The organism is Streptomyces sporangiiformans, assembly GCF_005768555.2.
GTDB lineage: Bacteria > Actinomycetota > Actinomycetes > Streptomycetales > Streptomycetaceae > Streptomyces > Streptomyces sporangiiformans.
This window is the reverse complement of record NZ_VCHX02000320.1, coordinates 112,943-134,591: the sequence shown is the minus strand read 5'-3', so window position 1 is coordinate 134,591 and position 21,649 is coordinate 112,943. Positions and strand designations below refer to the sequence as shown.

The 21,649-nt window shown below is 70.3% G+C and carries 21 protein-coding genes; 11 read left to right on the top strand and 10 right to left on the bottom strand.

Annotated elements, in window-relative coordinates; genetic code table 11:
- Window positions 1-144: 144 nt before the first annotated feature.
- Window positions 145-1,191 carry a Ppx/GppA family phosphatase gene (locus FGD71_RS40075; protein WP_119105474.1) on the top strand — a complete coding sequence of 349 codons (1,047 nt, stop codon included), beginning with the start codon at window positions 145-147 and terminating at the stop codon, window positions 1,189-1,191.
- A gap of 65 nt (window positions 1,192-1,256) precedes the next feature.
- Here FGD71_RS40075 and FGD71_RS40070 read toward each other — a convergent pair whose 3' ends face one another.
- Both FGD71_RS40070 and FGD71_RS40065 read right to left on the bottom strand, forming a co-directional pair.
- The gene (locus tag FGD71_RS40070; RefSeq protein WP_119105473.1) at window positions 1,257-2,711 is read right to left on the bottom strand and encodes an endo-1,4-beta-xylanase; all 1,455 of its coding nucleotides are present in this window, start codon (window positions 2,709-2,711) and stop codon (window positions 1,257-1,259) included.
- Window positions 2,712-2,862: 151 nt separating this feature from the next.
- Window positions 2,863-3,816, bottom strand: coding sequence for a GNAT family N-acetyltransferase (locus tag FGD71_RS40065; RefSeq protein ID WP_119105472.1), 954 nt, complete (start codon window positions 3,814-3,816; stop codon window positions 2,863-2,865).
- A 168-nt stretch (window positions 3,817-3,984) separates the two neighbouring features.
- Between FGD71_RS40065 and FGD71_RS40060 the strand changes: the two genes are divergently transcribed.
- The gene (locus FGD71_RS40060) at window positions 3,985-4,749 is read left to right on the top strand and encodes a VOC family protein (RefSeq protein ID WP_119105537.1); all 765 of its coding nucleotides are present in this window, start codon (window positions 3,985-3,987) and stop codon (window positions 4,747-4,749) included.
- Here FGD71_RS40060 and FGD71_RS40055 read toward each other — a convergent pair.
- On the bottom strand, window positions 4,746-5,453 hold the full coding sequence (locus tag FGD71_RS40055; RefSeq protein WP_119105471.1) for a GntR family transcriptional regulator: 708 nt from the start codon (window positions 5,451-5,453) through the stop codon (window positions 4,746-4,748). The genes FGD71_RS40060 and FGD71_RS40055 overlap by 4 nt on opposite strands.
- Window positions 5,454-5,549: 96 nt before the next feature.
- On the opposite strand from FGD71_RS40055, the gene FGD71_RS40050 reads away from it, so the two are divergent.
- Together FGD71_RS40050 and FGD71_RS40045 are read left to right on the top strand one after the other, a co-directional pair.
- Window positions 5,550-5,996: a VOC family protein gene (locus tag FGD71_RS40050; RefSeq protein ID WP_119105470.1), complete on the top strand. Its 447-nt coding sequence runs from the start codon at window positions 5,550-5,552 to the stop codon at window positions 5,994-5,996.
- Window positions 5,989-6,603 (top strand): phosphoribosylanthranilate isomerase, encoded by a 615-nt coding sequence (locus tag FGD71_RS40045; RefSeq protein WP_119105469.1) that lies wholly within the window; start codon window positions 5,989-5,991, stop codon window positions 6,601-6,603. The genes FGD71_RS40050 and FGD71_RS40045 overlap by 8 nt, the downstream gene beginning before the upstream one ends.
- Here FGD71_RS40045 and FGD71_RS40040 read toward each other — a convergent pair.
- From FGD71_RS40040 to FGD71_RS40020, 5 genes are all read right to left on the bottom strand, one after another.
- Window positions 6,575-8,599 (bottom strand): glycoside hydrolase family 31 protein, encoded by a 2,025-nt coding sequence (locus tag FGD71_RS40040; RefSeq protein ID WP_119105468.1) that lies wholly within the window; start codon window positions 8,597-8,599, stop codon window positions 6,575-6,577. The genes FGD71_RS40045 and FGD71_RS40040 overlap by 29 nt on opposite strands.
- An 80-nt stretch (window positions 8,600-8,679) precedes the next feature.
- Window positions 8,680-9,507 (bottom strand): carbohydrate ABC transporter permease, encoded by an 828-nt coding sequence (locus tag FGD71_RS40035; RefSeq protein WP_119105467.1) that lies wholly within the window; start codon window positions 9,505-9,507, stop codon window positions 8,680-8,682.
- Complete coding sequence (locus tag FGD71_RS40030; protein ID WP_119105466.1) at window positions 9,504-10,466, bottom strand: carbohydrate ABC transporter permease; 963 nt, start codon at window positions 10,464-10,466, stop codon at window positions 9,504-9,506. The genes FGD71_RS40035 and FGD71_RS40030 overlap by 4 nt, the downstream gene beginning before the upstream one ends.
- A gap of 7 nt (window positions 10,467-10,473) precedes the next feature.
- Window positions 10,474-11,718 (bottom strand): sugar ABC transporter substrate-binding protein, encoded by a 1,245-nt coding sequence (locus FGD71_RS40025; RefSeq protein WP_119105465.1) that lies wholly within the window; start codon window positions 11,716-11,718, stop codon window positions 10,474-10,476.
- A gap of 24 nt (window positions 11,719-11,742) precedes the next feature.
- Window positions 11,743-12,792, bottom strand: a complete 1,050-nt coding sequence (locus tag FGD71_RS40020) for a LacI family DNA-binding transcriptional regulator (RefSeq protein WP_119105536.1) — start codon at window positions 12,790-12,792, stop codon at window positions 11,743-11,745.
- Window positions 12,793-13,124: 332 nt separating this feature from the next.
- Between FGD71_RS40020 and FGD71_RS40015 the strand changes: the two genes are divergently transcribed.
- The 5 genes from FGD71_RS40015 (at window position 13,125) to FGD71_RS39995 (ending at window position 17,098) form a co-directional block, all read left to right on the top strand.
- Entirely contained in the window at window positions 13,125-13,661 is a 537-nt protein-coding gene (locus FGD71_RS40015) for a DUF5134 domain-containing protein (protein ID WP_119105464.1), read from the top strand.
- A gap of 165 nt (window positions 13,662-13,826) precedes the next feature.
- A complete protein-coding gene (locus FGD71_RS40010; RefSeq protein WP_119105463.1) occupies window positions 13,827-14,762 on the top strand; it encodes a M56 family metallopeptidase in 936 nt (311 codons plus the stop codon).
- A gap of 42 nt (window positions 14,763-14,804) precedes the next feature.
- A complete protein-coding gene (locus tag FGD71_RS40005; RefSeq protein ID WP_119105462.1) occupies window positions 14,805-15,485 on the top strand; it encodes a phosphatase PAP2 family protein in 681 nt (226 codons plus the stop codon).
- An 80-nt stretch (window positions 15,486-15,565) separates the two neighbouring features.
- Entirely contained in the window at window positions 15,566-16,258 is a 693-nt protein-coding gene (locus FGD71_RS40000; protein WP_119105461.1) for an HAD family hydrolase, read from the top strand.
- A 156-nt stretch (window positions 16,259-16,414) separates the two neighbouring features.
- Complete coding sequence (locus FGD71_RS39995; protein WP_119105460.1) at window positions 16,415-17,098, top strand: TetR/AcrR family transcriptional regulator; 684 nt, start codon at window positions 16,415-16,417, stop codon at window positions 17,096-17,098.
- Here FGD71_RS39995 and FGD71_RS39990 read toward each other — a convergent pair.
- Window positions 17,086-18,588 carry an LVIVD repeat-containing protein gene (locus tag FGD71_RS39990; protein WP_119105459.1) on the bottom strand — a complete coding sequence of 501 codons (1,503 nt, stop codon included), beginning with the start codon at window positions 18,586-18,588 and terminating at the stop codon, window positions 17,086-17,088. The two genes, FGD71_RS39995 and FGD71_RS39990, sit on opposite strands and share 13 nt — an antisense overlap.
- A gap of 193 nt (window positions 18,589-18,781) precedes the next feature.
- Here FGD71_RS39990 and FGD71_RS39985 point away from each other — a divergent pair, with 193 nt between their 5' ends.
- Window positions 18,782-19,432 carry a DUF305 domain-containing protein gene (locus FGD71_RS39985; protein ID WP_119105458.1) on the top strand — a complete coding sequence of 217 codons (651 nt, stop codon included), beginning with the start codon at window positions 18,782-18,784 and terminating at the stop codon, window positions 19,430-19,432.
- 31 nt (window positions 19,433-19,463) lie between these two features.
- On the opposite strand, the gene FGD71_RS39980 is transcribed toward FGD71_RS39985, so the two are convergent.
- On the bottom strand, window positions 19,464-19,937 hold the full coding sequence (locus tag FGD71_RS39980; RefSeq protein ID WP_119105457.1) for a DUF6214 family protein: 474 nt from the start codon (window positions 19,935-19,937) through the stop codon (window positions 19,464-19,466).
- A gap of 276 nt (window positions 19,938-20,213) precedes the next feature.
- On the opposite strand from FGD71_RS39980, the gene FGD71_RS39975 reads away from it, so the two are divergent.
- Window positions 20,214-21,563, top strand: coding sequence for an FAD-dependent oxidoreductase (locus tag FGD71_RS39975; RefSeq protein WP_119105456.1), 1,350 nt, complete (start codon window positions 20,214-20,216; stop codon window positions 21,561-21,563).
- The last annotated feature ends 86 nt before the right edge of the window (window positions 21,564-21,649 follow it).

The window sequence follows — 21,649 nt, the reverse complement described above, 5'->3', positions numbered from 1 at the left end:
CCATCGCGCAGGAGCGCATGCCAGGCGCTCCGAGGCAGCCGCGCACGCACGTCGACCGGACCCGGACGGCGCGATCACGCCAACTGCCCCCGGGCGCCCAGTGGGCGACCGGTTGGCACAAGCCGCCTCGGGTACTGGGAGGGGATGCGTATGGGAGTGCTTGATGTCGGTTCGAACACGGTGCGGCTCGTCATCGCGGAGACGGACGGTGCGGTTCCGCTACCCGTGCACACCGCCAAACGGCGGCTGAGGTTGTCGGAGCACGTCGAGCGTGGCGGCCACCTGCCGAACGAGCAGGTGGCCCGGATCGTCGACGCCGTCGCGGACGCCCGGAGCGAGGGCAGACGCTGGGGTGTGACACGGCCCTTCGCCTTCGCCACCGCGATCGTGCGGGACGCCCCGAACCGCCCCGAAATCCTGCGGCGGGTCTCCGCGGAGACCGGAGTTCCGCTGCACATCCTGCCGGGTGAGGTCGAGGCGGAACTGACCTTCCTGGCCGCGCGGCGGTGGATGGGCTGGCGTGCGGGACCGCTGGCCATGCTGGACATCGGGGGCGGATCGCTGGAGGTGGCGTTCGGTCGCAGCAAGCTGCCCGACTTCGCCATCTCGCTCCCGTTGGGGGCCAACAGGATGACCCGCGAGTACTTCCGCGGCCAGGACCCGCCCCCGCAGCGCAAGACCAAAGCGCTGCGCCGCCATGTGCGCCACCAACTGCGCGATGTCGCGGCCCGCATCCGCTGGGAGGCTCCGCGCACGACGGTCGCCACGTCGCGTACGTTCCAGCAGTTGGGCCGCCTGTGCGGCGCGCCTCCCGGCCGACAGGGGCCCTTCACACCGCGCGGCATGACGCGCGCCGATCTGCGCCAGGCGGTCGACCGGCTCGCGGAGCTGTCGGCGGCGGAACGCGCCGCCCTGCCGGGCATCTCCGCCGCCCGTTCGGGCCAGTCCCTTGCCGGGGCGATCGTCGCGCACACGACGATGAAGCTGATGGGCATCGACGAGGTGACGATCTGCCCCTGGGCGCTGCGCGAAGGAGTCATGCTGCGCTGCATCGAGGACGGCAACGCCGAGTGGTGGGACGGGACGGCTCTTTCCGTCCGCGAGCACGACGCCACACCACCCCGGGTCCTCCACCCCGTCGGCGAGGAGGAGGGCTCACCGGCCGCACAACTCTCGGGTGGAGTGGGGTAGTACCGCGGGATCACGGGCCGGCGGAGGGCGGGTGCCTTGCACTCCCCCGCCGGCCCGCCGGTGCGCTATGCCGTGCAGGCCGTCCCGTTGAGGGTGAAGGCCGTGGGCGCGCTGTTGCTGCCGGACAAGGCTCCGTTGAACCCGAAGGTCACCGTCGCCCCTGGTGCGATCGCCGCGTTGTACGGGGCGTTGGTGGCGGTGACGGCGGAGCCTGACTGGGTGACGGTGGCGTTCCAGGCCTGCGTCACCCGCTGCCCGGCGGGCCAACTCCACGCCACCTTCCAGCCGTTGACGGCTTCCGTACTCGTGTTCTTGACCGTCACCTGTGCCGTGAACCCGGAGTTCCACTGGTTCTGCACGGCATACGTGACCGCGCAGCTGCCCGTCGGCGTGGTGCCGCCGTCGGTCCAGCCGAGGGCCTCGGCTATGCCGTAGTAGGCGGGCTTGGGCCGGAAGTTCTCGTCGTACGGGGTGGCGGCGCCGTAGCCGGGGAACACCTCGGGGATCCAGGAGTCGGAGTCGGTGAAGCCCCAGACGGTGACACCCTCGCAGCGTGACACGGCGAGGCAGGCGCTGGTGACGGCCTTGTACTCGGCCTTCTGCTGGGCGAGTTGGGCGCTGGTCGGCGGGACCGTCATCCGGATGTCGAGCTCAGTGATCGCCACGTCGACGCCGAGGTCGGCGAAGCGCTGGATGTTGGCCTGCATGCTGGACGGCACCTGACCGATGATCAGATGGGCCTGGAGGCCGACGCCGTCGATCGGGACGCCCTGTTCCTTGAGCGACTTGACCAGGTTGTACAGGGCGGTGCTCTTCGCGTTGACGCCCTCGACGTTGTAGTCGTTGACGTACAGCTTGGCGGTCGGGTCGGCGGCGCGGGCGGCCCTCAGTGCGTCGGCGATGTACGAGTCGCCGATCGCCGTCTGGAAGACCGACTGCCTGCGTGTTCCGTCCTCGTTGAACGGTTCGTTGACCACGTCCCAGTGGTCGATGCGGCCCTTGTAGCGGCCCGCCTCGGTGGCGATGTGGTCGGTCATGACGGTCCGCAGGCTGTCGGCGGTCCAGCTGCCGTTGATGACCCAGTTGGGCAGTTGGCTGTGCCAGACGAGAGTGTGGCCGCGGACCTTCTGGCCGTGCGCCTCGGCGAAATCGACGATGGCGTCCGCCCCGGACCAGTTGTAGCTGCCGCGATTCGGTTCGACCGAGCCCCACTTCATCTCGTTGCCAGGGGTGATGGAGTCGAACTGCTCACCGGTGATGGACCCGTAGGAGCCGTTGAGCTTGGAGGCGGTGACGGCCGTTCCGTAGTAGATGCCCTTGGCGGCGGCGAGCTCCCGCAGGACGGGCTCGGCGGCGGCCCGCGGCGCGGAGCGGTCGGCTGCTTGACCGGAGACGCCTGCCTGACCGGAGGCGCCTGCCTGATCGGAGGCCGCGGCGTGACCGGAGGCGGCTCCCCCGATGACGAGCGACGCCACGGCCAGGTTCACCGACGCGGCTCTTCGTAAGCTCAGGAGCTTCATGGACGTCCTCTCATGACGGCTTCACGTCGATCCCGGAATTTCCGGAAGACTTCTGCAAAGTTTCGAGAGTGCTTTCGGAACGGTAGAGGCGGGGGTGTGAACCGTCAACGGACGTGAGGGGAGTTGACCGAAGGGGAGGCCGGGAGTGGCGTCACCCGCCCTCGGGCTGGTGCTCCCAGCCGCGGTCGGTGCGGGTCAGCTCGTGGAAGCCGGCGGCGGTCAGGCGGCTGATCGCTTCCGTGTCCTCGGCGGACTCGTACGCGAGGAGCCGCTCCACTCCACAGAGGCGGAGCCAGTCGGCGGCGTGCGCGAGAAGCAGGCTCTCCAGACCGTCGAGCGGGTGCTCGACGGGGAAGTTGCCGATGTCGGCGAGACCACCGCTGCGGGCATGGCGCTCGGGGCGGCTCAGAGCCGTGTCGATCTCGATGAAGCCGAGGATGCGCCCTCCCCCGGGCTCTCGGCCGCGCTCGCGCGGGGAGGGGCCCCCATCGCGGGCCGTGAAGCGGGTGCCGCATTCGCCGAGAGTGCGGTCGACGCGGACTCCCGGCAGCGCCGTCATCGATGGCAGATCCGCCACTTCGGCGATCAGGATGACCTCCGTGCCGCCCGTGTGCCGGAAGCCGGCCCGTTCGTACGCCGCACGGATGTGTGGCCAGGGCCGCGGCAGGCCGTACACGGCGGGCGCGGGCAGGGCGCCGTCGGCATGGCGGAGGCGGACGTTCCAGCGGGCGAGCTGGGCCACACAGGCAGCCATCAGCAGGTCGGCGGCCTCTTCGGAGTCCGGCCAGAAGGAGGCGGGCGGACGGCAGACGAACCAGTCGATCTCGCCCGCGTCCCGGTAGTGCTCGCCGACCTCGGCGTCGGCGCGGTAGCGCAGCAGATGCGCGCCGGCCACCACATACTGGCGCTGCTCCGCGACGAGGGTGACCCGCTCGGCCACCCATGGGTCGGTGATGAACTCGTCGGGCTGCCGCTGCAGTTCACTGAGCACCGTGTTCACGGAGACGGAGACACCGGGGACGACAGCGGCGACATGGGCGTTGACGAGCTCGGTGAGCTGGTCTCGGTCGTCACGATGGAAGGGGCGCACCTTGAGCGCGGACATACGGGACCTCCGGGCGATGATCGTTGAGGGAGGCCGCCATGAGGTGCGGTACGCGGCAGAGGTTACGCCCCACGGCCTGGTCCCGCCATGGGGCTTTCCGCCGGATGGCCGGGACCCGGGGGCCGGTTTAGCGTGCTGGGAGGGAGCGCTTCCGGCGGAGGGATGGTCATGAAGTTCGACAAGCCGGTGCCCGGCGGGCCCTGCTGGGCCGAGCTCGGAACCAGTGATCTGGAGGCGGCCAAGCGGTTCTACGCCGATGTCTTCGGCTGGCGGCCGGAAACGGACCCGCGCGAGGAGGCGGGCGGCTACACCATCGCGCACCTCGGCGACGCGCCGGTCGCTGCGCTGAGCCCGCTGTATCAGGAGGGGCAGCCCGTCGCCTGGAACGTGTCGTTCGCGGTGCCCTACGCGGACGCGGCCGCGGCGGCGGTGCGGGCCGCGGGCGGCGCGGTCCTCCTGGAGCCGACGGACGTGTTCGACCATGGCCGCTTCGCGGTGGTGGCCGACCCGGGCGGCGCGGTCTTCCAGCTGTGGCAGCCGTGGTCCTTCCACGGCGCCGCGCTGTTCAACGCACCGGGCTCGCTCGGCTGGGTCGAGCTGATGACACGCGACCCGGACGCGGTCATCGCCTTCTATACGACGGTGTTCGACTGGACCGTCCGCCCCTCGGAGTCCTACACGCAATGGGGCATCGAAGGCGCCGACTTCGGCGGCATGGTGGAGATGGGCGCCAGGTTCCCGCACGAGGTCCCCTCGCACTGGCTGCCGTACTTCGCCGTCGAGGACGTCGACACGACCGCCCAGGCCTGTACGGATGCCGGCGGCCACCTCCTCATGGAACCCGTCTCGGTCCCGGACGGCCCACGCATCGCCGTGCCACGGGACCCGCAGGGGGCGGCGTTCGGCATCTACAAGGAGGGCGAGAGGGCCTAGCTGGAGGGGGTGTCCTGCGGGCCAGGCTCTTCGACAGAGTCGGAGTCGTCAGAGCCGGTGAGTACGTCGAAGGCGTGGCGGCGGTGGGTGGCGAAGAGGTCGAGGGCGGTCGCGGCGTCGCGGGCGCGAAGGGCCACGACGAGTGAGCGGTGCTCGTCCGGGATGTGGTCGAGGTAGTCCGCGGAGTCGGCGCCGATCCGGGTCAGCAGGAAGAGGTGGACCTGGGAGCGGATCGCCTGCCACGCCTCCTGCAGGCGCCGGTGCCGTGCGGCGGCGTAGACGGCGTCGTGGAAGGCGATGTCGCAGCGCACCATCTCGTGCCCGTCCACGGCGCGCTCCATGCGGTCGGCCGCCTTGTCGATGGCCGCGATGTCCTCGTCGGAGGCGTGGGCGATCACCTGCCGGACGGCGAGATGCTCCAGGGTCCCGCGCAGGCTGTCGAGTTCGGCGATGTCCGTGGAGGTCAGCGTCGTCACCGTGGCACCGCGGTGCCATGCGCTGCGGACCAGGCCCTCGCGCTCCAGCCGGAGCAGCGCCTCGCGCACCGGGCCACGACTGACGTCCAGCGCGCCTGACAGCTCCACCTCGCGCAGCTGGGCCCCGGGAGCGTAGACCCCGCTGAAGATCGCCTCCCGGACGCGGTCCGCGACCTCGTCGGCCAGACCCCTGCGGCGGGCCGGGGTCACCGTGCCCTGTTCACTCATCACGCTCGCCGTCCATGTCGTAATGTTAACATCACTACAATCAACCCCTGGTCCGGCGCGTCGCGGGGCTCGCGTTCAGGAAGGCAGCACCCTCACATGACCGTTCTCGACTCCCCCATCCCCCGGTTCCATCTGGCCATGCCGGTCGACGACCTGACCGCCGCGCGCCACTTCTACGGCGAGGTGCTGGGCCTGGAGCAGGGCCGCAGCGCGGACAGCTGGGTGGACTGGAACCTGCACGGCCATCAGTTCGTCACTCACCTGGCGCCCGGCCGCTCGCGGGGCGTGCGCAACCCCGTCGACGGCCACGACGTCCCCGTGCCGCACTTCGGGCTGATCCTGACCGTCCCGGAGTTCCACAAACTCGCCTCCCGGCTGCGTACGGCGGGCACCGAGTTCGTCATCGAGCCCTATGTGCGGTTCGAGGGGCAGACCGGCGAGCAGTGGACGATGTTCTTGCTCGACCCGGCGGGCAATGCCCTGGAGTTCAAGGCGTTCGCCGACGACTCACAGGTCTTCGCCGCCGGAGGCGAGCATGAGTGACTCCCTGTTCATCAAGATCTGTGGTCTGAAAACCGAGAGGGACGTCGACACGGCCCTCGAAGCAGGAGCCGACGCCATCGGGTTCGTCTTCTCGGACAGTCCGCGCCGTCTCGACGCCACCACGGCCGCGCGGTTGTGCCGTCGTGTACCGGAGCACGTCCTGACGGTCGGTGTCTTCCGCGACGAGCCCCTTAGCGAAGTGCGGTCCCTGGCCGACCGCGCGGGAATCCGCGCCGTCCAACTGCACGGGCCGGACGACCGCGCCTACTACGACGACCTGGCCATGGGCGGGTGGACACTGATCCGCGCCGCGGCGTTCGGCAACCACGTGCCGCGCTGCGGGGACATGGGCGAGGACATCCTCCTCCTCGACGCGCCTGTGCCAGGTTCCGGCGTCCCCTGGGACTGGACCAGGAAACCCCTGGCCGGCCCGGGAGAGAAGTGGCTGCTCGCCGGGGGCCTCACCCCGGACAACGTGCGGGCCGCCATCGACGCCACCCGCCCATGGGGCGTCGATGTGTCCAGCGGCGTTGAGCGGAGCCGGGGAGTCAAGGATCCCGCGCTGATCACCGCGTTCATCACATCCGCCCGCGACCGGCGTCCTTGAGGGGGAGGCCGGATCCCTGAGTCGTGAAGACGGGGATGCGCTCGATCGGTGCCTCGGCGGTGAGGGTCCGGCCGCCTTCGTGGGTGTGCCCGGTCCAGGCGTCGGTCCAGGTGCGGCCCGCGGGGAGGTACACCTCCCGGTGGCGGGCGCCCGGCTCCGTGACCGGGGCGACGAGGATGTCCGGGCCGAAGAGGAACTGGTCCTCGACGGTCCAACTCACCTCGTCCTGAGGGAAGTCGACGAAGAGGGGCCGCATGGGCGGCACACCCTCGACGGCCGCGACACGCATCTGCTCTTGCAGGTAGGGCCGTAGCCGCTCGCGCAGGAAGAGCTGGGCGGAGAGGATCTCGTACGCCTCCTCACCGTACGACCAGACCTCGTTGGGGCCGCCGGTCTGCGCGTACCCCCAGGGCATGCGCGGCTCGCGGTCGCCGTGCAGCCGGAAGAGGGGGCAGAAGACGCCGTACTGGAACCAGCGGATCATCAGTTCGCGGTACGCCGGGTCGTCCGGGTCGCCGCCGTGGAAGCCGCCGATGTCGGTGGTCCACCAGGGAATGCCGGAGACGGCGATGGAGAGTCCCGCCCGCACCTGTGAGCGCAGCGAGTCCCAGGTCGCGGGGATGTCGCCGGACCAGACGGCCGCCCCGTACTTCTGGGAGCCCGCCCAGGCCGAGCGGGACAGCAGGACGGTGCCGGGCTGTCCGGCGGCGGCCATGCCCTCGGCGAACAGGCGGGCGTTGTCACGGGGGTAGATGTTGAGGGTCTGGGCTCCGGGGCCCGCGTACAGCGTGGTGTTCGCGGGGTGGGCGGGGTCGAGCTCGGGTTCGCAGGCGTCCAGCCAGAAGACCCGGATGCCGAGGTCGAGATAGTTGCGGCGGATCAGGTCCCAGACGAACGCGCGGGTGTCAGGGTTGGTCGGGTCGTACACGGAGACGGGCATCCTGGTGGCCATGCCCTTGTCCTGGACCAGATGGTGCACCTCGGCGCCCTGGTCGGAGCCGATCAGCAACCCACGGTCGCGGAAGTCCTCGTAGTGCTCGGAGAGCTGGGAGACGGTGGGCCAGACGGAGACCATCAACTCGACGCCCATCTCGGCGAGTTCGTCGACCATGGCCTGTGGGTCCGGCCATTCTTCGGGATCGAAGCGGTAGTCGCCCATCGCCGACCAGTGGAAGTAGTCGGAGACGATGACGGACAGGGGCAGGCCCCGCCGCTTGTGCTCGCGGGCGACGGCGAGGAGTTCGTCCTGTGTCCGGTAGCGAAGCTTGCACTGCCAGAAACCGGCGGCCCATTCCGGGAGTTCGGGCGCGTGGCCGGTGGCGTCGGCGTACCGGGCGAGGATGTCGCGCGGCGTGGGCGCGGCCGTGATCCAGTAGTCGATCCCCCGCGCCTGATCGGCCGTCCAGCGCGTGGCGTTCTCGGCGAACTCGACCCGGCCGAGGGCGGGTTGGTTCCACAGGAAGCCGTAGCCCCGGCTGGAGAGTACGAAGGGGATGCTCACTTCGCCGTTGCGCTGCACCAGATCGAGGCGCAGGCCCTTGTGGTCGAGGCGGCCGTGGGTGTGCTGGCCGAGGCCGTAGAGCCGCTCGCCCGGGTGGGCGGCGAATCGCTGGTGGATCGCGTACGCGCCGGACCGGTTGCCCTGGAAGGCGCGGGCGCCCGGGGACCAGGGGTGCTCCGGCTGCTCGGCGAGCAGTTCCTCGTCGGTGCCGGTGCGGGTGAACGTCAGGCGCGGCTCGGGGTCGGCCGCGTTGCCGTCGAAGACGACCGTGACGGTCAGCTCACCGTTCACTAGTTGAGCCGTGGTCTTCTCCGCGCCGACGGTCACGGTGCCGCTGTGCTCCGGCGCCGCGTCGAGCGCCCCGACGTCGTCCGTCGGAAGGCGGTACCGGGCGACCCTGACGCGGGCGCTGTCCGTGCCCCAGGCCTCGACACGCAGCACCTCGTGCCGGTGCCGCACTTCCAGGGCGTCGTCGAGCACGCGGAAGACAGGCATGGATCTCCTTGCGGGAAAAGGCCGTTCAGGAAAACGGTTCAGGACAGCGGGTTCGGGACAACGGGGTTCGGAACAGCGGGCTAGGACTTGACGCTTCCGGCGGTCAGCCCGCCCACGATGAACCGCTGGAGCATCGCGAAGACGCATACCACGGGGATGCTGACGAGCGTGGCGACCGCCATGAGCGGGCCCCAATCGGTACCTGTCTGGCCGACGAAGGTGTTCAGCAGGACAGTCACCGGCTGCACCTTCGGATCGCTGTTGAGGGTGATCCCGAAGACGAACTCACCCCAGCCGAGCAGGAACGAGAATCCACCCACCGCGATCAGACCCGGCCGCATGACGGGCAGCACGATCCGCCACAGCACCCCCGGCAGCCCGCAGCCGTCCACCAGCCCCGCCTCCTCGACCTCGACGGGCATGGCCCGCACCAGCGGACGCAGCACGATCACCGCGAACGGCAGGGTGAGCGTGGTGTCGGCGATGATCAGCCCGATGAGGGTGTTGGTCAGCTCCACCTGCCGCAGCACGATGAACAGGGGCGCGGCGAGCACGATGCTGGGCAGCAGCTGCGCCACGAGCAGCGACAGCACCATGGCGCCGGAGCCGCGCATACCGATGCGGGCGATGGCGTAGGTGAGCGGCACCGCGAACAACAGGGTCAGCACGACGACGCCGAGCGAGATGGCGACGCTGTTGAGCAGCGCCTGGCCGAGCATCGGCTTGTCCAGCGCCCGCGTGTAGCTCTCGCCGGTCGGCGGTGACGGGATCCACTGGGGCGGCGAGGTGAGTACCTGGTCGGGCTTCTTCAGCGACGTGGCGATCATCCAGTACAGCGGCAGCAGGAAGAACGCGGTGATGACGCCCGCGACGAGTGTGAGCAGCCAGGGCCGCTTCGTACCGGTCATGCGGCGGCTCCTTCCTTGCGCAGGCGCCGTACGTAGACGATCGCGACCAGCAGCGGGATGAGCAGCAGGAGGGTGCCCGCCGCCGCGCCCCGGCCGAGCTGGAAGAGTTTGAACGCCACCTGGTACACGTACAGCGGCAGCACGGTCGTGGTGTCGACGGGGCCGCCGCCGGTGAGCACGAAGACGAGGTCGAAGACCTTGAAGGTGTAGATCAGGCCGAGCAGCAGCACGGCCGCCGACACCGGCCGCATCAGCGGGATCGTGATGTGCCGCAGCCGTTGCCAGGGCCCGGCGCCGTCGATGGCCCCCGCCTCGTACAGCGTGGGGTCGATGGACTGCAGCCCCACCAGGAGCAGCAGCATGTTGAACGGCACGCCCACCCAGATGTTCGCGGCGATCACGCCGGGCAGCGCGGTGCTCGGGTCGGTCAGCCAGTTGTGGGCGAGGGAGTCCAGTCCCACGGCCCGCAGCAGTTCGTTGTAGGCGCCGGCGTCGGCGTCCAGCATCCAGCGGAAGAGGGTGCCGGAGACGATGGGCGGCAGCAGCCACGCGACCAGCATCAGGGACCGGAACAGGCCCGCCAGCGGGAACTTCCGTACGAACAGCAGCGCCAGCGCGAAGCCGATCGTGAACTGGAAGGCCAGCGACCCGGCCGTGAAAGCCAGTGAGACGCGCACCGAGTGCCAGAATGCGCTCTCGGAGACGACGCTGTCGTAGTTGTCGACGCCGCTGAACGTCCAGTCGCCGGTGAGCAGATCACCGATGGCGACGTCGTGGACGGAGGTCCAGAAGTTGTAGGCGAGCGGGAAGAGCATGGTCGCGCCGAGGAACAGCAGTGCGGGCGTCGACATGAGGTACCCGGCCCGGTTGCGGCGCGCCACGAGGGAGTGTCCGCGCCGCACCGCTGCCGTCTTCGCCACCGCCTTCGCCGGCTCGCGGGCTTTCACCTGGAGGCTCATCCCGGGCCTATTTCTTCAGCTTGGGCGTGATGGCGGACGCGGCCTTCTTCGCGGCGGCCTGCGGGCTGGAGCTGCCGGTGAGGGATGCCTGGAGGGCCTCGGCCATCGCCTGCGACAGCTGTGGGTAGTTCGGGCCGTAGGAGCGCGGGCGCGCGTTGGCGAACTCCTGCACGAAGACCTTCAGTGTGGGATCGGTGGCCCACTTGCCGGCGTCGGCCATGTCGGAGCGGGCGGGCAGCAGCCCGAGCCCGTCGAGGTACTTGGCGAGGACCGTCTTCTCCTGGCTGCGCCTGATGGCCTGCCAGCACTGGTCGGCCTTGCCGCTGGTCTTGAGGATCACCCAGTTCTCGCCGCCGAGACAGCTAGCCGCCTTCTTGTCCACCGGGATCGGGACGACGCCCCACTTGACCTTCTTCTGGGCCTGCAGGGCGGGCAGTTGCCAGGGGCCGTTGATCTGCATGGCCGCGCGGCCGGAGACGAACTGGTTGTTGGTGTCCTGCTGGGTCCAGCCGACGCACTGCTTCGACAGCGCGCCCGCGTCGACCAGGTCCTTCAGGTACGCCAGCGCGGTGGCACCGTCCGTGGCGAAGGTGTCCAGGTCGCCGCCCGTCGACCACAGGAAGGGCTCGAACTGGAAGACGCCCTCCTCGGTCTTGATCGCACTCATGGCGAAGCCGAAGGTGTCGCCCTTGGTGAGTTTCTTCGCGGCCTTGGCGAGCTCGTCCCAGGTCTTCGGGGGCTCGACTCCCGCCTCCTTGAGCATCTCGGTGTTGTAGTAGAGGCAGAGGCAGTTGGAGTTGTTCGGGACGGAGTAGGTCTTGCCGTCGATGACGCCGCTGTTCCACGGGCCCTCGAAGTACGCGTCCGACTGGCCCCACTCCTTCACGCGGTCGGTGAGATCGGTGAGGAGCCCCTGGGGGACGAAGGAGTTCATCGAGGTGTTGTCGACGATCGCGATGTCGGGCAGGTCCCCGGAGGCGGCGCCCTTGATGATGGCGGGCTCCAGCTCGGCGTACGAGAACGTGCGGCGGGTGATCTTGACGCCGACCTGCTTCTCGATGTCGGCGATGAGCGCCTTCATGCCGGGCTGGCGGGCGTCCTCGACGAGGTAGTCCCACCAGACGAGCTCGTTTCCGCCGGACGAGCCGCTGTCCGAGCCGCCGCAGGCGGTGAGCGGCCCCGCCAGACCCGCGGCGAGGAGCCCCGAGCCCGATATCCGCAGGAACGAGCGTCGATCGAACCGGTTCGACATGTGTTTCTCCCAGGGGTGCGTGGTTCAACTGCGGTTCGGTGCACGGCCGGTGCTCGCGCGCAGGGTGAGTTCGGGGGCGAGCAGGTGGTGCCGGGACCGCGCCGCCGGAGGATCCGCCAGCCGTTCCAGCAGCAGCTCCACGGCGAGCCGGCCCATGACATCCGACGGGTTGTCGGCGCCGGTCATCATCGGGGTGACCATCTCGGCCCAGCGGGCGCCCGCGATACCGGTCACCGATACGTCTTCGGGCACGGACCGGCCCGCTTGGGCCAGTCCCCGGTACACACCCACGAGTGCCGCCTCGTTGAGGACGACGAGACCGGTCGTCAGCGGGTCGTGGGCGAGGATCTCCCGGACGGCGGCCTCACCCGAGGCCGCGTCGTCCCCGCAGTGGTGGATCTCGCCGGTCAGCCCCTGCTCGGCGACGGCCGCCCGGAAGCCGTCGACGGCGCGGTGCGCGGCCTCGTATCCGACGGCGAACAGCTCCTGGGGCCGGTTCACCAGGGCGAGCCGCCGGTGCCCGAGCTCGGCGAGATGCCGGACGCAGCGTGCGGTGAGCTCCGTCCAGTCCATGTCGACCCACGAGTTGGCGTCGGGGTCCGCGGTCCGCCCCATGGTGACGAAGGGGAATCCGGTGCCGAGGAGCCGGTCCACACGTGAGTCCTGGACGCGGATCTCCATCAGGATCGCCCCGTCCACGCGTCGCTGCCCCACCAACCGGTCGAACGCCTCGTCCGTGCCCTCGCCACTGCGCGACAGCAGCACGTCGTGGTCATGCACGGCGGCGGCGTCGATCACCGCGTTGAGGAAGTCGAGTTGCATGTCGGTGTAGCGGCGGCCGGCCGGCGGGAAGACCACGCCGAGGGTCCGGGTGCGACCGTGGGCCAGCGCGCGGGCACTGGCGTTGGGCTGGAAGCCGTACTCGTCGATGACTTGCTGAATGCGCAGCCGGGTCCGCTCCGAGATCGGCCGCTTGCCGCTCAGCGCGTACGAGACCGTGCTGCGCGAGACACCGGCGAGGCGCGCGATCTCACCGATGTTGACGGCAGCGGCAGTGGGACTGCCGCCGCTCACGCGAGTGCGGCTGCCGTCGCCCGCGGGGCCACGGTCGCCCGCGGCGACCTCGTCGAACCGGTTCGACACCCCGTACGCACCTCCGCCGCCCACAGCTGTTCGACATTTCGTACGTCAGCCGGATTCCCGAACCGGCGTGCCTGAAGGTAGGAGTGACCTGTGTCTCATGTCAACGGTCGGTGACCGCAAAGTTTCTGACCTGGTGTCGCGGAAGGGCCCCTCGGTGCACCGCGCACGCTCCCCGAGTACACCCTTGCGCTCGCGTGCGCACCGATCGGCACGGGCATCTCTTCGACCGGGCTGTTCGGCACCGTCGAGCGGGGAGGTGCGCGGTGCACGGAGCTTCGTCACCAGGCTGGCTGCTCGTCGCGCTGTGCGCGGCGACCGGGGCCTACTGTCTGCTGCGGATGCGCAGCCCCGTGGAGGAGCAGCGCCGCGCGGCGGGCGGCGAGGCGCTCATGGGATTCGGCATGGCCGCGATGGCGGTGCCCGCCACGGTGCTGACGCCGCCGCGGTGGGCGTGGCTGGGCTACACGGCCGTGTTCGGCGCGGCCGCGCTGCGTGCCCTGTGGGCGGCGCGGACCTGTCCGCATCATCTGCACCATCTGGTGGGCGCGTCCGCGATGGTCTACATGGCGGCGGCGATGGCCCGCGGCGCGCACTCCGGGGTGCCCGTGCTGACGGGAGTGCTCCTCGTGTACTTCACCGCCTACGTGCTGTGGACCGGAACACGGCTGGTCCCGGTCGCTGTCGCCGGACACGAAGGAGGCGGCACCCGTGCGGCCCGCTGGGGCGATCGTCCGGAGCTGTCGCGGGCGTGCCGGCTCTCGATGGGCATCGGGATGCTCGCGATGCTCCTCACGCTCTGACCATCACGCTCCGAATCCCGCCCTGAATCCCTCTCCGAGTCACGCTCTCAACCGGGCTCGGCGCCCCCTCCCCGGCGGGCGCTACGGCTGTACGAAGCCGTGGTCTACGTCACTTGCCGGGCCGGGCCGTACCTTCCGGCACCGCCCCGCTCATAGGCTGCACCCATGATGGTCCCCGCGGCACTGCTGCTGCTCGGCGCCCTGGCCGCCGTCCTCGCTCCGCGGCTGCTCGCCCGAACGGACTGGCCGGACCGCGAACCGGTGGTCGCCCTGTGGGTGTGGCAGTGCGTGGTGGTGGCCGTTCTGCTGTGCTGCGTGCTGTCGATGACGCTCAGCGCGGCCGCCGCCTGGCAGGCGGTGCGCGGCCGGGTCTTCGCCCCCGCCCCGCACTCCGTCGTGGAGTCCTACGCCCTCGCCGAAGCGAGCCCCTGGGCCGCGGCGACCGCGGTCGCTCTCGCGTGCGGCGGCGTGTGGAGTGCGGCGATGCTGGTCCGCGAGGTCGTACGGGCTCGCGCGCGGCGGCGCCGCCGCCGCGCCGAACTCCTCGTACGCGCCCCGCTGTTGCCGGGTGAGGAGCCCGGCACCAACCGCCTGGTCGTGCTGGAGGGCGAGCGCCCGGACGCCTGGTGGCTGCCCGGGGCGGCCCCCCAACTCGTCATCACCACCGCCGCGTTGCGCCGTCTCGAGGGGAGCCAGCTGGACGCCGTGCTCGCCCATGAGCAGGGACACGCCCAAGCCCGGCACGACTGGCTGCTGCACAGCTCGGCCGCGCTGGCCAACGGCTTTCCGCAGGTTCCCGTCTTCGCGGCGTTCCGCGACGAGATGCACCGCCTGGTCGAACTCGCCGCCGACGACATGGCCTCCCGCCGCTTCGGGCGGCTGACGATCGCCCTCGCGCTGGTGGAACTCAACGAGGACCGAGGCGTGTTCGGCCCCTGCCCCACCCCGCAGGCCCATGTCCCGCAGCGCGTCCACCGTCTGCTCACTCCCCCGGACCGCCTCCCGCCCTCCCGTCGGCTGCGGCTCACGGCCGCCGCAGCGCTGGTGCCGGTGATCCCCGTTCTGGTGGCGTTCGTGCCGGGACTGCGGGCGTTGGGATAGCCCGGTTGGCTTCCCACCCCACCGGTCGGCGAGGATCGTTGCATGCACTCCCCACCCGTTGACTCGCCACCCCACACGCGGGCACCCGGGACCGCCCTCCGCGCCGCGGTGGCCCTCGCCGTTCCCTCCGTGCTGCTGCTCGTACTGGTCGCCGTGTCCTGGGACCCGCTCATGGACCTCGACGGCGACATCGCACGCACGACGCATCGCTGGGCGGTCGACGACCCCGACACCACGCAGGCCTTCCGCATCCTGACGGACTGGGTGTGGGACCCCTGGACGATGCGCGCCCTGTGCGCCGCGACCGTGATCTGGCTGGTCCTGAAGCACGCGGCGTGGTGGCTCGCCCTGTGGCTGACGGCCACGTGCGCGCTCGGCACCCTGCTGCAGCAGGGGCTGAAGGCCGCGATCGGCCGGGACCGCCCCGTCTGGCCCGACCCCGTGGACTCGGCCCACTACGCGGCCTTCCCCTCCGGCCACGCCCTGACGGCCGCGGTCGTCTGCGGCCTGCTGCTCTGGCTCCTGCGCCTGTACGACGCCGGACGCGTCCTGTGGCGTGTCGCGCTGACCCTCGCGGCGGTCTCCGTCCTCGGCGTGGGCCTCACCCGGATCTGGCTGGGCGTGCACTGGCCCACGGACGTGCTCGGCGGCTGGTTGCTCGGAGCCCTGATCGTGGCGCTGGCGGTGGCGTCGTACGAGCGGTGGAGAGCCCCTGCGGCCTGATCTTCCCACGAGGCCGCGCGCCGGCGGGACCGCATCGGGACCGCATCGGTACGGCCTGCGGTATCGGTAGGGTCCCGCACATGGCTGCCGTTCTGTTCGACTTCTCCGGAACCCTTTTCCGTATCGAATCCACCGAGTCCTGGCTGCGCGCGGTGCTGGCCGAGGCCGACGTCCTCCTGCCCGAACCGGAGCTGATCCGGGCGGCGCGGGACCTGGAGACGGCGGGCGCGCTGCCGGGCGGCGCCTTCCCCTCCGGGCGGTTACCTGACGCCGTCGCCGCCGTGTGGGACATCCGCGACAAGAGCGCCGAGCTGCACCGCGCCGCGTACACCGGACTCTCCCGCCAGGTACCGCTCCCCGATCCGGCGCTGCACGACGCGCTGTACGACCGCCACATGACCCCGGCCGCCTGGCAGCCCTACCCCGATACGGCCGAGGTGCTCGGCGCGCTGCGCGAGCGCGGTGTCGCCGTCGGCGTCGTCAGCAACATCGGCTGGGATCTGCGGCCGATCTTCCGTGACCACGGCCTCGACCCGTACGTCGGCGCCTACGTACTGTCGTACGAGCACGGCATCCAGAAGCCGGATCCGCGCCTGTTCGCGACCGCGTGCGAGGCGCTCGGCACCGACCCGCGGGACGCGCTGATGGTCGGAGACGACCGCCGCGCGGACGGCGGCGCGGCGGCTCTGGGCTGCGGGGTGCACTTCGTCGACCACCTGCCGGTCAGCAGGCGGCCGGACAGCCTCCGCCCGGTCCTGGACCTCATCCGCTGAAGGCCGTGGCCGGGCTCCCGGCCACACCTGTGCGTCCGCCTGGACGATCCCCCGCGTCGCCCAGGCGGACGGCAGCCCGAAGGGACCCTGGAAGGGTTCGCCTCGGGACGCGCTGAGTATAGTTGGCTGGCAGCCAGTCAACGCAGGAGTTACAGGATGTCCCCGCGCAGCCGCTCGGTCAATGAAGAGCTGCGGCGGCGTTCCCGGGAGAAGCTTCTGCAGGCGGCGCTCGAGCTGGTCAGCGAGCATGGTTACGAGGCGACAACACTTGGTGACATCGCGGACCGGGCGGGCTCGGCGCGCGGTCTCGTCTCGTACTACTTCCCGGGCAAGCGGCAGCTGGTGCAGTCGGCTGTCCACCGGCTGATGCACTGCACGCTCCAGGAGGCGCTGGAGCGCGAGCCGCGCACCGAGGACGGCCGGGAGCTCATGGCGCGGGCCATCGACGCGATCCTGGGTCTGACCCGAGACCATCCCGTGCTGATGCGCCAGCACATGGCGGGCATCCTGCAGGGCGAAGGTTTCGTGCGGTGCGCGGAGCAGCAGCGCCTGGCGGAACTGCTCAACGACACCATGGCCCGCTACGGTTCGCGGGACGCCGCGGTCGACTATCCGATGCTGCGCGCGCTGCTGATGGGCGCGGTCTACGCGGCTCTGGTGCCAGGTGTCCCGATGTCCCTGCCGGTCCTTCGGGCCGAGCTGTTCCGGCGCTACGGACTCGACTGGGAGCAGGGTGTCCCGCCGGACGCCGAGGCGCCCGACGGGACGTACGACAAGAACCTCTCACGGTTCTTCTCGCCTGAGGATCGTGCCGCGGACCGGGCCGGTCAGTCGAAGTAGTCCGGCTGCGTCTGCACGTTCAGCTCGGGCACCCGAACCTTCTTCGCCGGGTCCGTGCGCTTGTCGCTGATCTTCAGGACGTCGAAGCCCTTGACCATGTCGTTCGAGTAGATGTAGCCGTTGTAGTAGTAGGCCGACCAGGAGCCGCCACCCATGAGGGCGTCCGTGGACAGCGGGCCACGCTCGAAGTAGCCGATCTCCTTGGGCTTCGAGGAGTTGGTGAAGTCCCAGACGGAGACGCCGCCCTGATACCAGGCCTGGACCATGATGTCCTTGCCCTTGACGGGGATCAGCGAGCCGTTGTGGGCCACGCAGTTCTCGGTGTCCGCCTGGTGGCGCGGGATCTTGTAGTAGCTCTTGAAGACGAGCTTGCGCTTGTCGCCCTTGCCGACGACCTCGTAGATGCCGTCGGCGCCCCGGTTCGGCCCGATCTCCGCGTTGCAGGTGGCGGCACCGCCGCCACCGAGCTCGTCGGTGAAGACGACCTTGTTGGCCTTCTGGTTGAAGGTCGCCGAGTGCCAGAACGCGAAGTTCACGTTGTCCTCGACCTGGTCGATGACCTTCGGGTTCTCCGGGTCCTTGATGGAGAACAGAATGCCGTCGCCCATGCAGGCGCCCGCCGCTAGGTCCTTGGAGGGCAGCACGGTGATGTCGTGGCAGCCGGTGGTCTTGGAGACGCCCGGGTTCGTCGGCGAGCCGGGGTTGCCGCCACCGTCGGGACCCTCACCGGGGAAGAGCACCGGGAAGCCGACAACCGCCGCCTTCGCGGGAGCCTTTCGCGGCACCTTGATGACCGAGATGCCGTCGTGCGGCGGCTGGCAGTCGGGGAAGGTGGCGCTCGGTGAGTACGAGGAGACGTAGACGTAGACGTTCTTGCGCTCCGGCACCAGCGTGTGCGTGTGCGAGCCGCACGCGGTCTCGACGGCCGCCACGTACTTCGGGTTGGACTTGTCGCTGATGTCGAAGACCTTCATGCCCTCCCAGGAGGACTTCTCGGTCGCCGGCTGCGTGGTGCTGTTGCAGGAGCTGTCGCTGCGCGAGGAGTCGGTGGAGAGGAAGAGCAGGTTCCCGGACACGGAGATGTCGTTCTGCGAGCCGGGGCACAGCACCTGGGAGACCGTCTTGGGGGCCTTCGGGTCGCTGATGTCGAAGATGCGGAAGCCGTCGTAGTTGCCGGCGTACGCGTACTTCCCCTGGAAGGCCAGGTCCGAGTTGGTGCCGGGCAGCGCGTCCTTGGGGATGTTGCCGAGGTGCTTGATGTTGGCCGAGTGGACGATCTCGTCCTTGCCGGGTATCTCGCCGTTGGCTATCGCGGCCCGGGCCTCGGCCGCCTCGCTCTTGGAGACCTTCTCCGGCGTGGCCGGCTTGTCGCCGGGGTCCGGGGTCGCGACGGCCGGACCGGCCGTGAGCAGCGCGGCCAGAAGTCCGGCCGCGGTGGCGGCAACTCCCAGGCGTCTGCGCCGCGTTCGGTGGTTGCTTAACAGGGTCACTGCATCCTCCCTTAGTGCCGTTCGCAAGTGAACGGTTCAGGCACCACCGCAGTATCGTCGGCATCATGCACAGATCAACAGAGGGCAACAGATTCGTAATGAATCTTTCCGATCGCGGGTGAGCGGAAGCGTGCTAGGACGGTTCTCAACACCCACAACGTGGTTGTCATCCCGTGCGCCACAGGAGGTCGCAGTGCTCTTACCCCGTTCGTTCCGCCACCTGGCCACCGCCGCCGTGACGGCCGCAGTCCTCGCACTCGCGGGCTGCACCGGTTCGGACGACAAGCCGGATTCCGCTTCGGGTACGGGCCCTTCGGTGATCGCTCCGGGCAAGCCGGGCGAGGCGGCGCAGACACTCTCCGCCGAGGACGCCGCGAAGCAGCGCACCGACGACGACTCCCCCAACGCGGCGGACTTCGACTACGCGCGCAAGATGATCCAGCATCACTCCCAGGCCTTGGACATGACCGAACTCGCCCCGAAGCGCGCGGAGTCGACCCAGGTGAAGCGGCTCGCCGAGCGCATCGCGGCGGCGCAGGGACCTGAGATCGACGCCATGAAGCGCTGGCAGAAGGCCCATGGCCGCGACGAGAAGGCCGGGACGCACGACCACGAGGCGATGCCGGGCATGGCGACCGAGGCACAACTGAAGAAGTTGCGCGCGGCGAAGGGCGAGGCCTTCGACGAACTGTTCCTGACGCTGATGATCACCCATCACGAAGGGGCGATCACCATGGCCACGGATGTACTCGCGCAGGGCAACAACATCCAGGTCGGCGAGATGGCCGACGACGTGATCGCGCAGCAGACGACCGAGATCAGCAAGATGCGCGACATGGCCTGACGCGGAGACGGCCCCGGCCGTCACGCGCTCCTCACCGGCGGGCGTGGCGCGGGGTCAGGAAGCCCGCGTCGCGCGCCGCGGCGATCAGCCTGAGCGCGCCGCGGCGGCTGCGGCCGGTCGCGCACATCACCGCCAGCACCGCATCGTGACCGACTTCCTGGGCCGCCAGGTACACCTCGGCGACCGCGCGCCGTCCCTCGACCCCTCGCGGCCACCCGGGGCGCGCGTGCCGCTTCTCCGGGGCGTCGTCACCGACGGCGGCGCCCGCCGGCTCGACCGCGACTCCGTACGCCTCCTGGAGCGGGCCCTCGATCCAGTCGGAAAGCACCGCCAAGTCATCGAGCGAGAGGGGCGGCCGGGCGCGTACGTCCTCGATGGAGACCGCTCCCTCGCACAGCACGGCGAGTACGTCGACCTGGGCGCCGTCGTCGAAGGCCAGCCGGACGTTGCACCACGTCGTGGCGGTGTGGTGGTCCCGCACCTCCCATGCGGGCCACACGGACACCGCGCCATCCAGCCGATGGCGATCGGAAAGATCAAGAAACGATGCTTCCAGCACACACGCAACGTAACCGCATCATCACATTCACTCCGCTCAGGCACGCATGCGGGCCGACGCCACGGCACTCCGTCGGCGCAGCTCCGCGCGCCCCCCTGGTGCGCTGTGCGCCGCCGTCCCCTCCCGTCGTGTGCGGCGCGTCCCCTCCCATGGTGTGCGGCGTGGTGCGATCCTGGAAACCATCAGCGATCCCCTCGTTCTTCTCGGGGAAGGAGTCCCGCCGTGCTGCACGTCGCCGTGGTCGGCTCGGGGCCGAGCGGGGTCTATGCCGCGCAGGGTCTCGTCCAGCAGAGCCAGGTGCCCGGGGTCCGGGTGGATGTCCTCGACCGGCTGCCGTGCCCGTACGGTCTGGTGCGTTACGGCGTGGCACCCGACCACGAGAAGATCAAGTCCCTGCAGAACAACCTGCGTACGGTGCTGGAGCATGAGCGGGTGCGGTTCCTGGGCGGCGTCCAGGTCGGCCCGGACGGGGTGCCCACCTCCCGGCTGCGGGAGCTGTACCACGCGGTCGTGTACTGCGTGGGCGCCGCCACCGACCGGCGTCTCGGGGTGCCGGGCGAGGAGCTGCCGGGCAGCTGGTCGGCGACCGAGTTCGTCTCCTGGTACAGCGCGCACCCGGACGCCGCCCCGGACGGTTTCGTGCTCGGCGCGCGGGCGGCGGTCGTCATAGGAGTCGGGAACGTCGCGGTGGACGTGACCCGGATGCTGGCCCGTGGTGCCGCGGAGCTGAGCCCGACGGACATGCCGCAGGCGGCGCTCGCCGCGCTGAGTCACAGCCAGGTGCGGGAGATTCAGATGGTGGGCCGACGCGGCCCCTCGCAGGCCCGCTTCACCACCAAGGAGCTGCGGGAACTGGGCGCCCTGCCCGACACCGAAGTGGTGGTGGATCCGGAGGAGTTGGCGCTCGATCCGGCGTACACCGATCCGTCGGGCCTGCCCGCCGCCCAGCGCCGGAACGTCGAGGTGTTGCGCGGCTGGGCCACGCAGCCACCGCGCGGCGGCTCCCGGAGGATCCGGCTGCGCTTCTTCCTGCGCCCGGTCGAATTCCTCGCCGACCAAGGGAGCGTTGGCGCCGTGCGCTTCGAGCGAACGGCTCCGGACGGACACGGCGGTGTGACGGGCACGGGGCGGTACGAGGACATCGACGCGCAGCTGGTGCTGCGCTCGGTCGGGTACCGCGGAGTGCCGATCGACGGGCTGCCGTTCGACGCGGAGCACGGCACGGTGCCGCATCTGGCGGGGCGGGTCCTGCGCGACAACTCGGTGGCGCCGGGCGAGTACGTGGCGGGGTGGATCAAGCGGGGGCCGACGGGCGTCATCGGCACCAACCGGCCGTGCGCGAAGGAGACGGTGTCCTCGCTGCTGGAGGACGCGCCCGTGCTCGCACGGCGTGAGCTGCCGGACGATCCGCTCGCCGCACTGCGCGCGGAAGGGCTGCGACCGGTCGAGTGGGCCGGCTGGCGGGCGATCGAGCAGGCGGAGTTGGAGCTGGGCGCCTCGCTGGGGCGTGGTGTGGTGAAGCTGCCGGACTGGGACTCGCTGCTGGCGGCGGCGCGGGCCAGGGCATCGTGACGCACGGAACGCGGCGGCGCCGGGCGGTCTTCGGCGGGCACAGCAACGCGCGGTAACGCGGCCGAAATCAACAAACTGTTCAATTC

What these genes read in the sequence shown, in the direction of transcription:
- FGD71_RS40075 (WP_119105474.1), top strand. Translation starts at nt 145, where the DNA reads ATGCGTATGGGAGTGCTTGATGTCGGTTCGAACACGGTGCGGCTCGTC.
- FGD71_RS40070 (WP_119105473.1), bottom strand. Translation starts at nt 2,711, where the DNA reads ATGAAGCTCCTGAGCTTACGAAGAGCCGCGTCGGTGAACCTGGCCGTG.
- FGD71_RS40065 (WP_119105472.1), bottom strand. Translation starts at nt 3,816, where the DNA reads ATGTCCGCGCTCAAGGTGCGCCCCTTCCATCGTGACGACCGAGACCAG.
- FGD71_RS40060 (WP_119105537.1), top strand. Translation starts at nt 3,985, where the DNA reads ATGAAGTTCGACAAGCCGGTGCCCGGCGGGCCCTGCTGGGCCGAGCTC.
- FGD71_RS40055 (WP_119105471.1), bottom strand. Translation starts at nt 5,453, where the DNA reads ATGAGTGAACAGGGCACGGTGACCCCGGCCCGCCGCAGGGGTCTGGCC.
- FGD71_RS40050 (WP_119105470.1), top strand. Translation starts at nt 5,550, where the DNA reads ATGACCGTTCTCGACTCCCCCATCCCCCGGTTCCATCTGGCCATGCCG.
- FGD71_RS40045 (WP_119105469.1), top strand. Translation starts at nt 5,989, where the DNA reads ATGAGTGACTCCCTGTTCATCAAGATCTGTGGTCTGAAAACCGAGAGG.
- FGD71_RS40040 (WP_119105468.1), bottom strand. Translation starts at nt 8,599, where the DNA reads ATGCCTGTCTTCCGCGTGCTCGACGACGCCCTGGAAGTGCGGCACCGG.
- FGD71_RS40035 (WP_119105467.1), bottom strand. Translation starts at nt 9,507, where the DNA reads ATGACCGGTACGAAGCGGCCCTGGCTGCTCACACTCGTCGCGGGCGTC.
- FGD71_RS40030 (WP_119105466.1), bottom strand. Translation starts at nt 10,466, where the DNA reads ATGAGCCTCCAGGTGAAAGCCCGCGAGCCGGCGAAGGCGGTGGCGAAG.
- FGD71_RS40025 (WP_119105465.1), bottom strand. Translation starts at nt 11,718, where the DNA reads ATGTCGAACCGGTTCGATCGACGCTCGTTCCTGCGGATATCGGGCTCG.
- FGD71_RS40010 (WP_119105463.1), top strand. Translation starts at nt 13,827, where the DNA reads ATGATGGTCCCCGCGGCACTGCTGCTGCTCGGCGCCCTGGCCGCCGTC.
- FGD71_RS40005 (WP_119105462.1), top strand. Translation starts at nt 14,805, where the DNA reads ATGCACTCCCCACCCGTTGACTCGCCACCCCACACGCGGGCACCCGGG.
- FGD71_RS40000 (WP_119105461.1), top strand. Translation starts at nt 15,566, where the DNA reads ATGGCTGCCGTTCTGTTCGACTTCTCCGGAACCCTTTTCCGTATCGAA.
- FGD71_RS39995 (WP_119105460.1), top strand. Translation starts at nt 16,415, where the DNA reads ATGTCCCCGCGCAGCCGCTCGGTCAATGAAGAGCTGCGGCGGCGTTCC.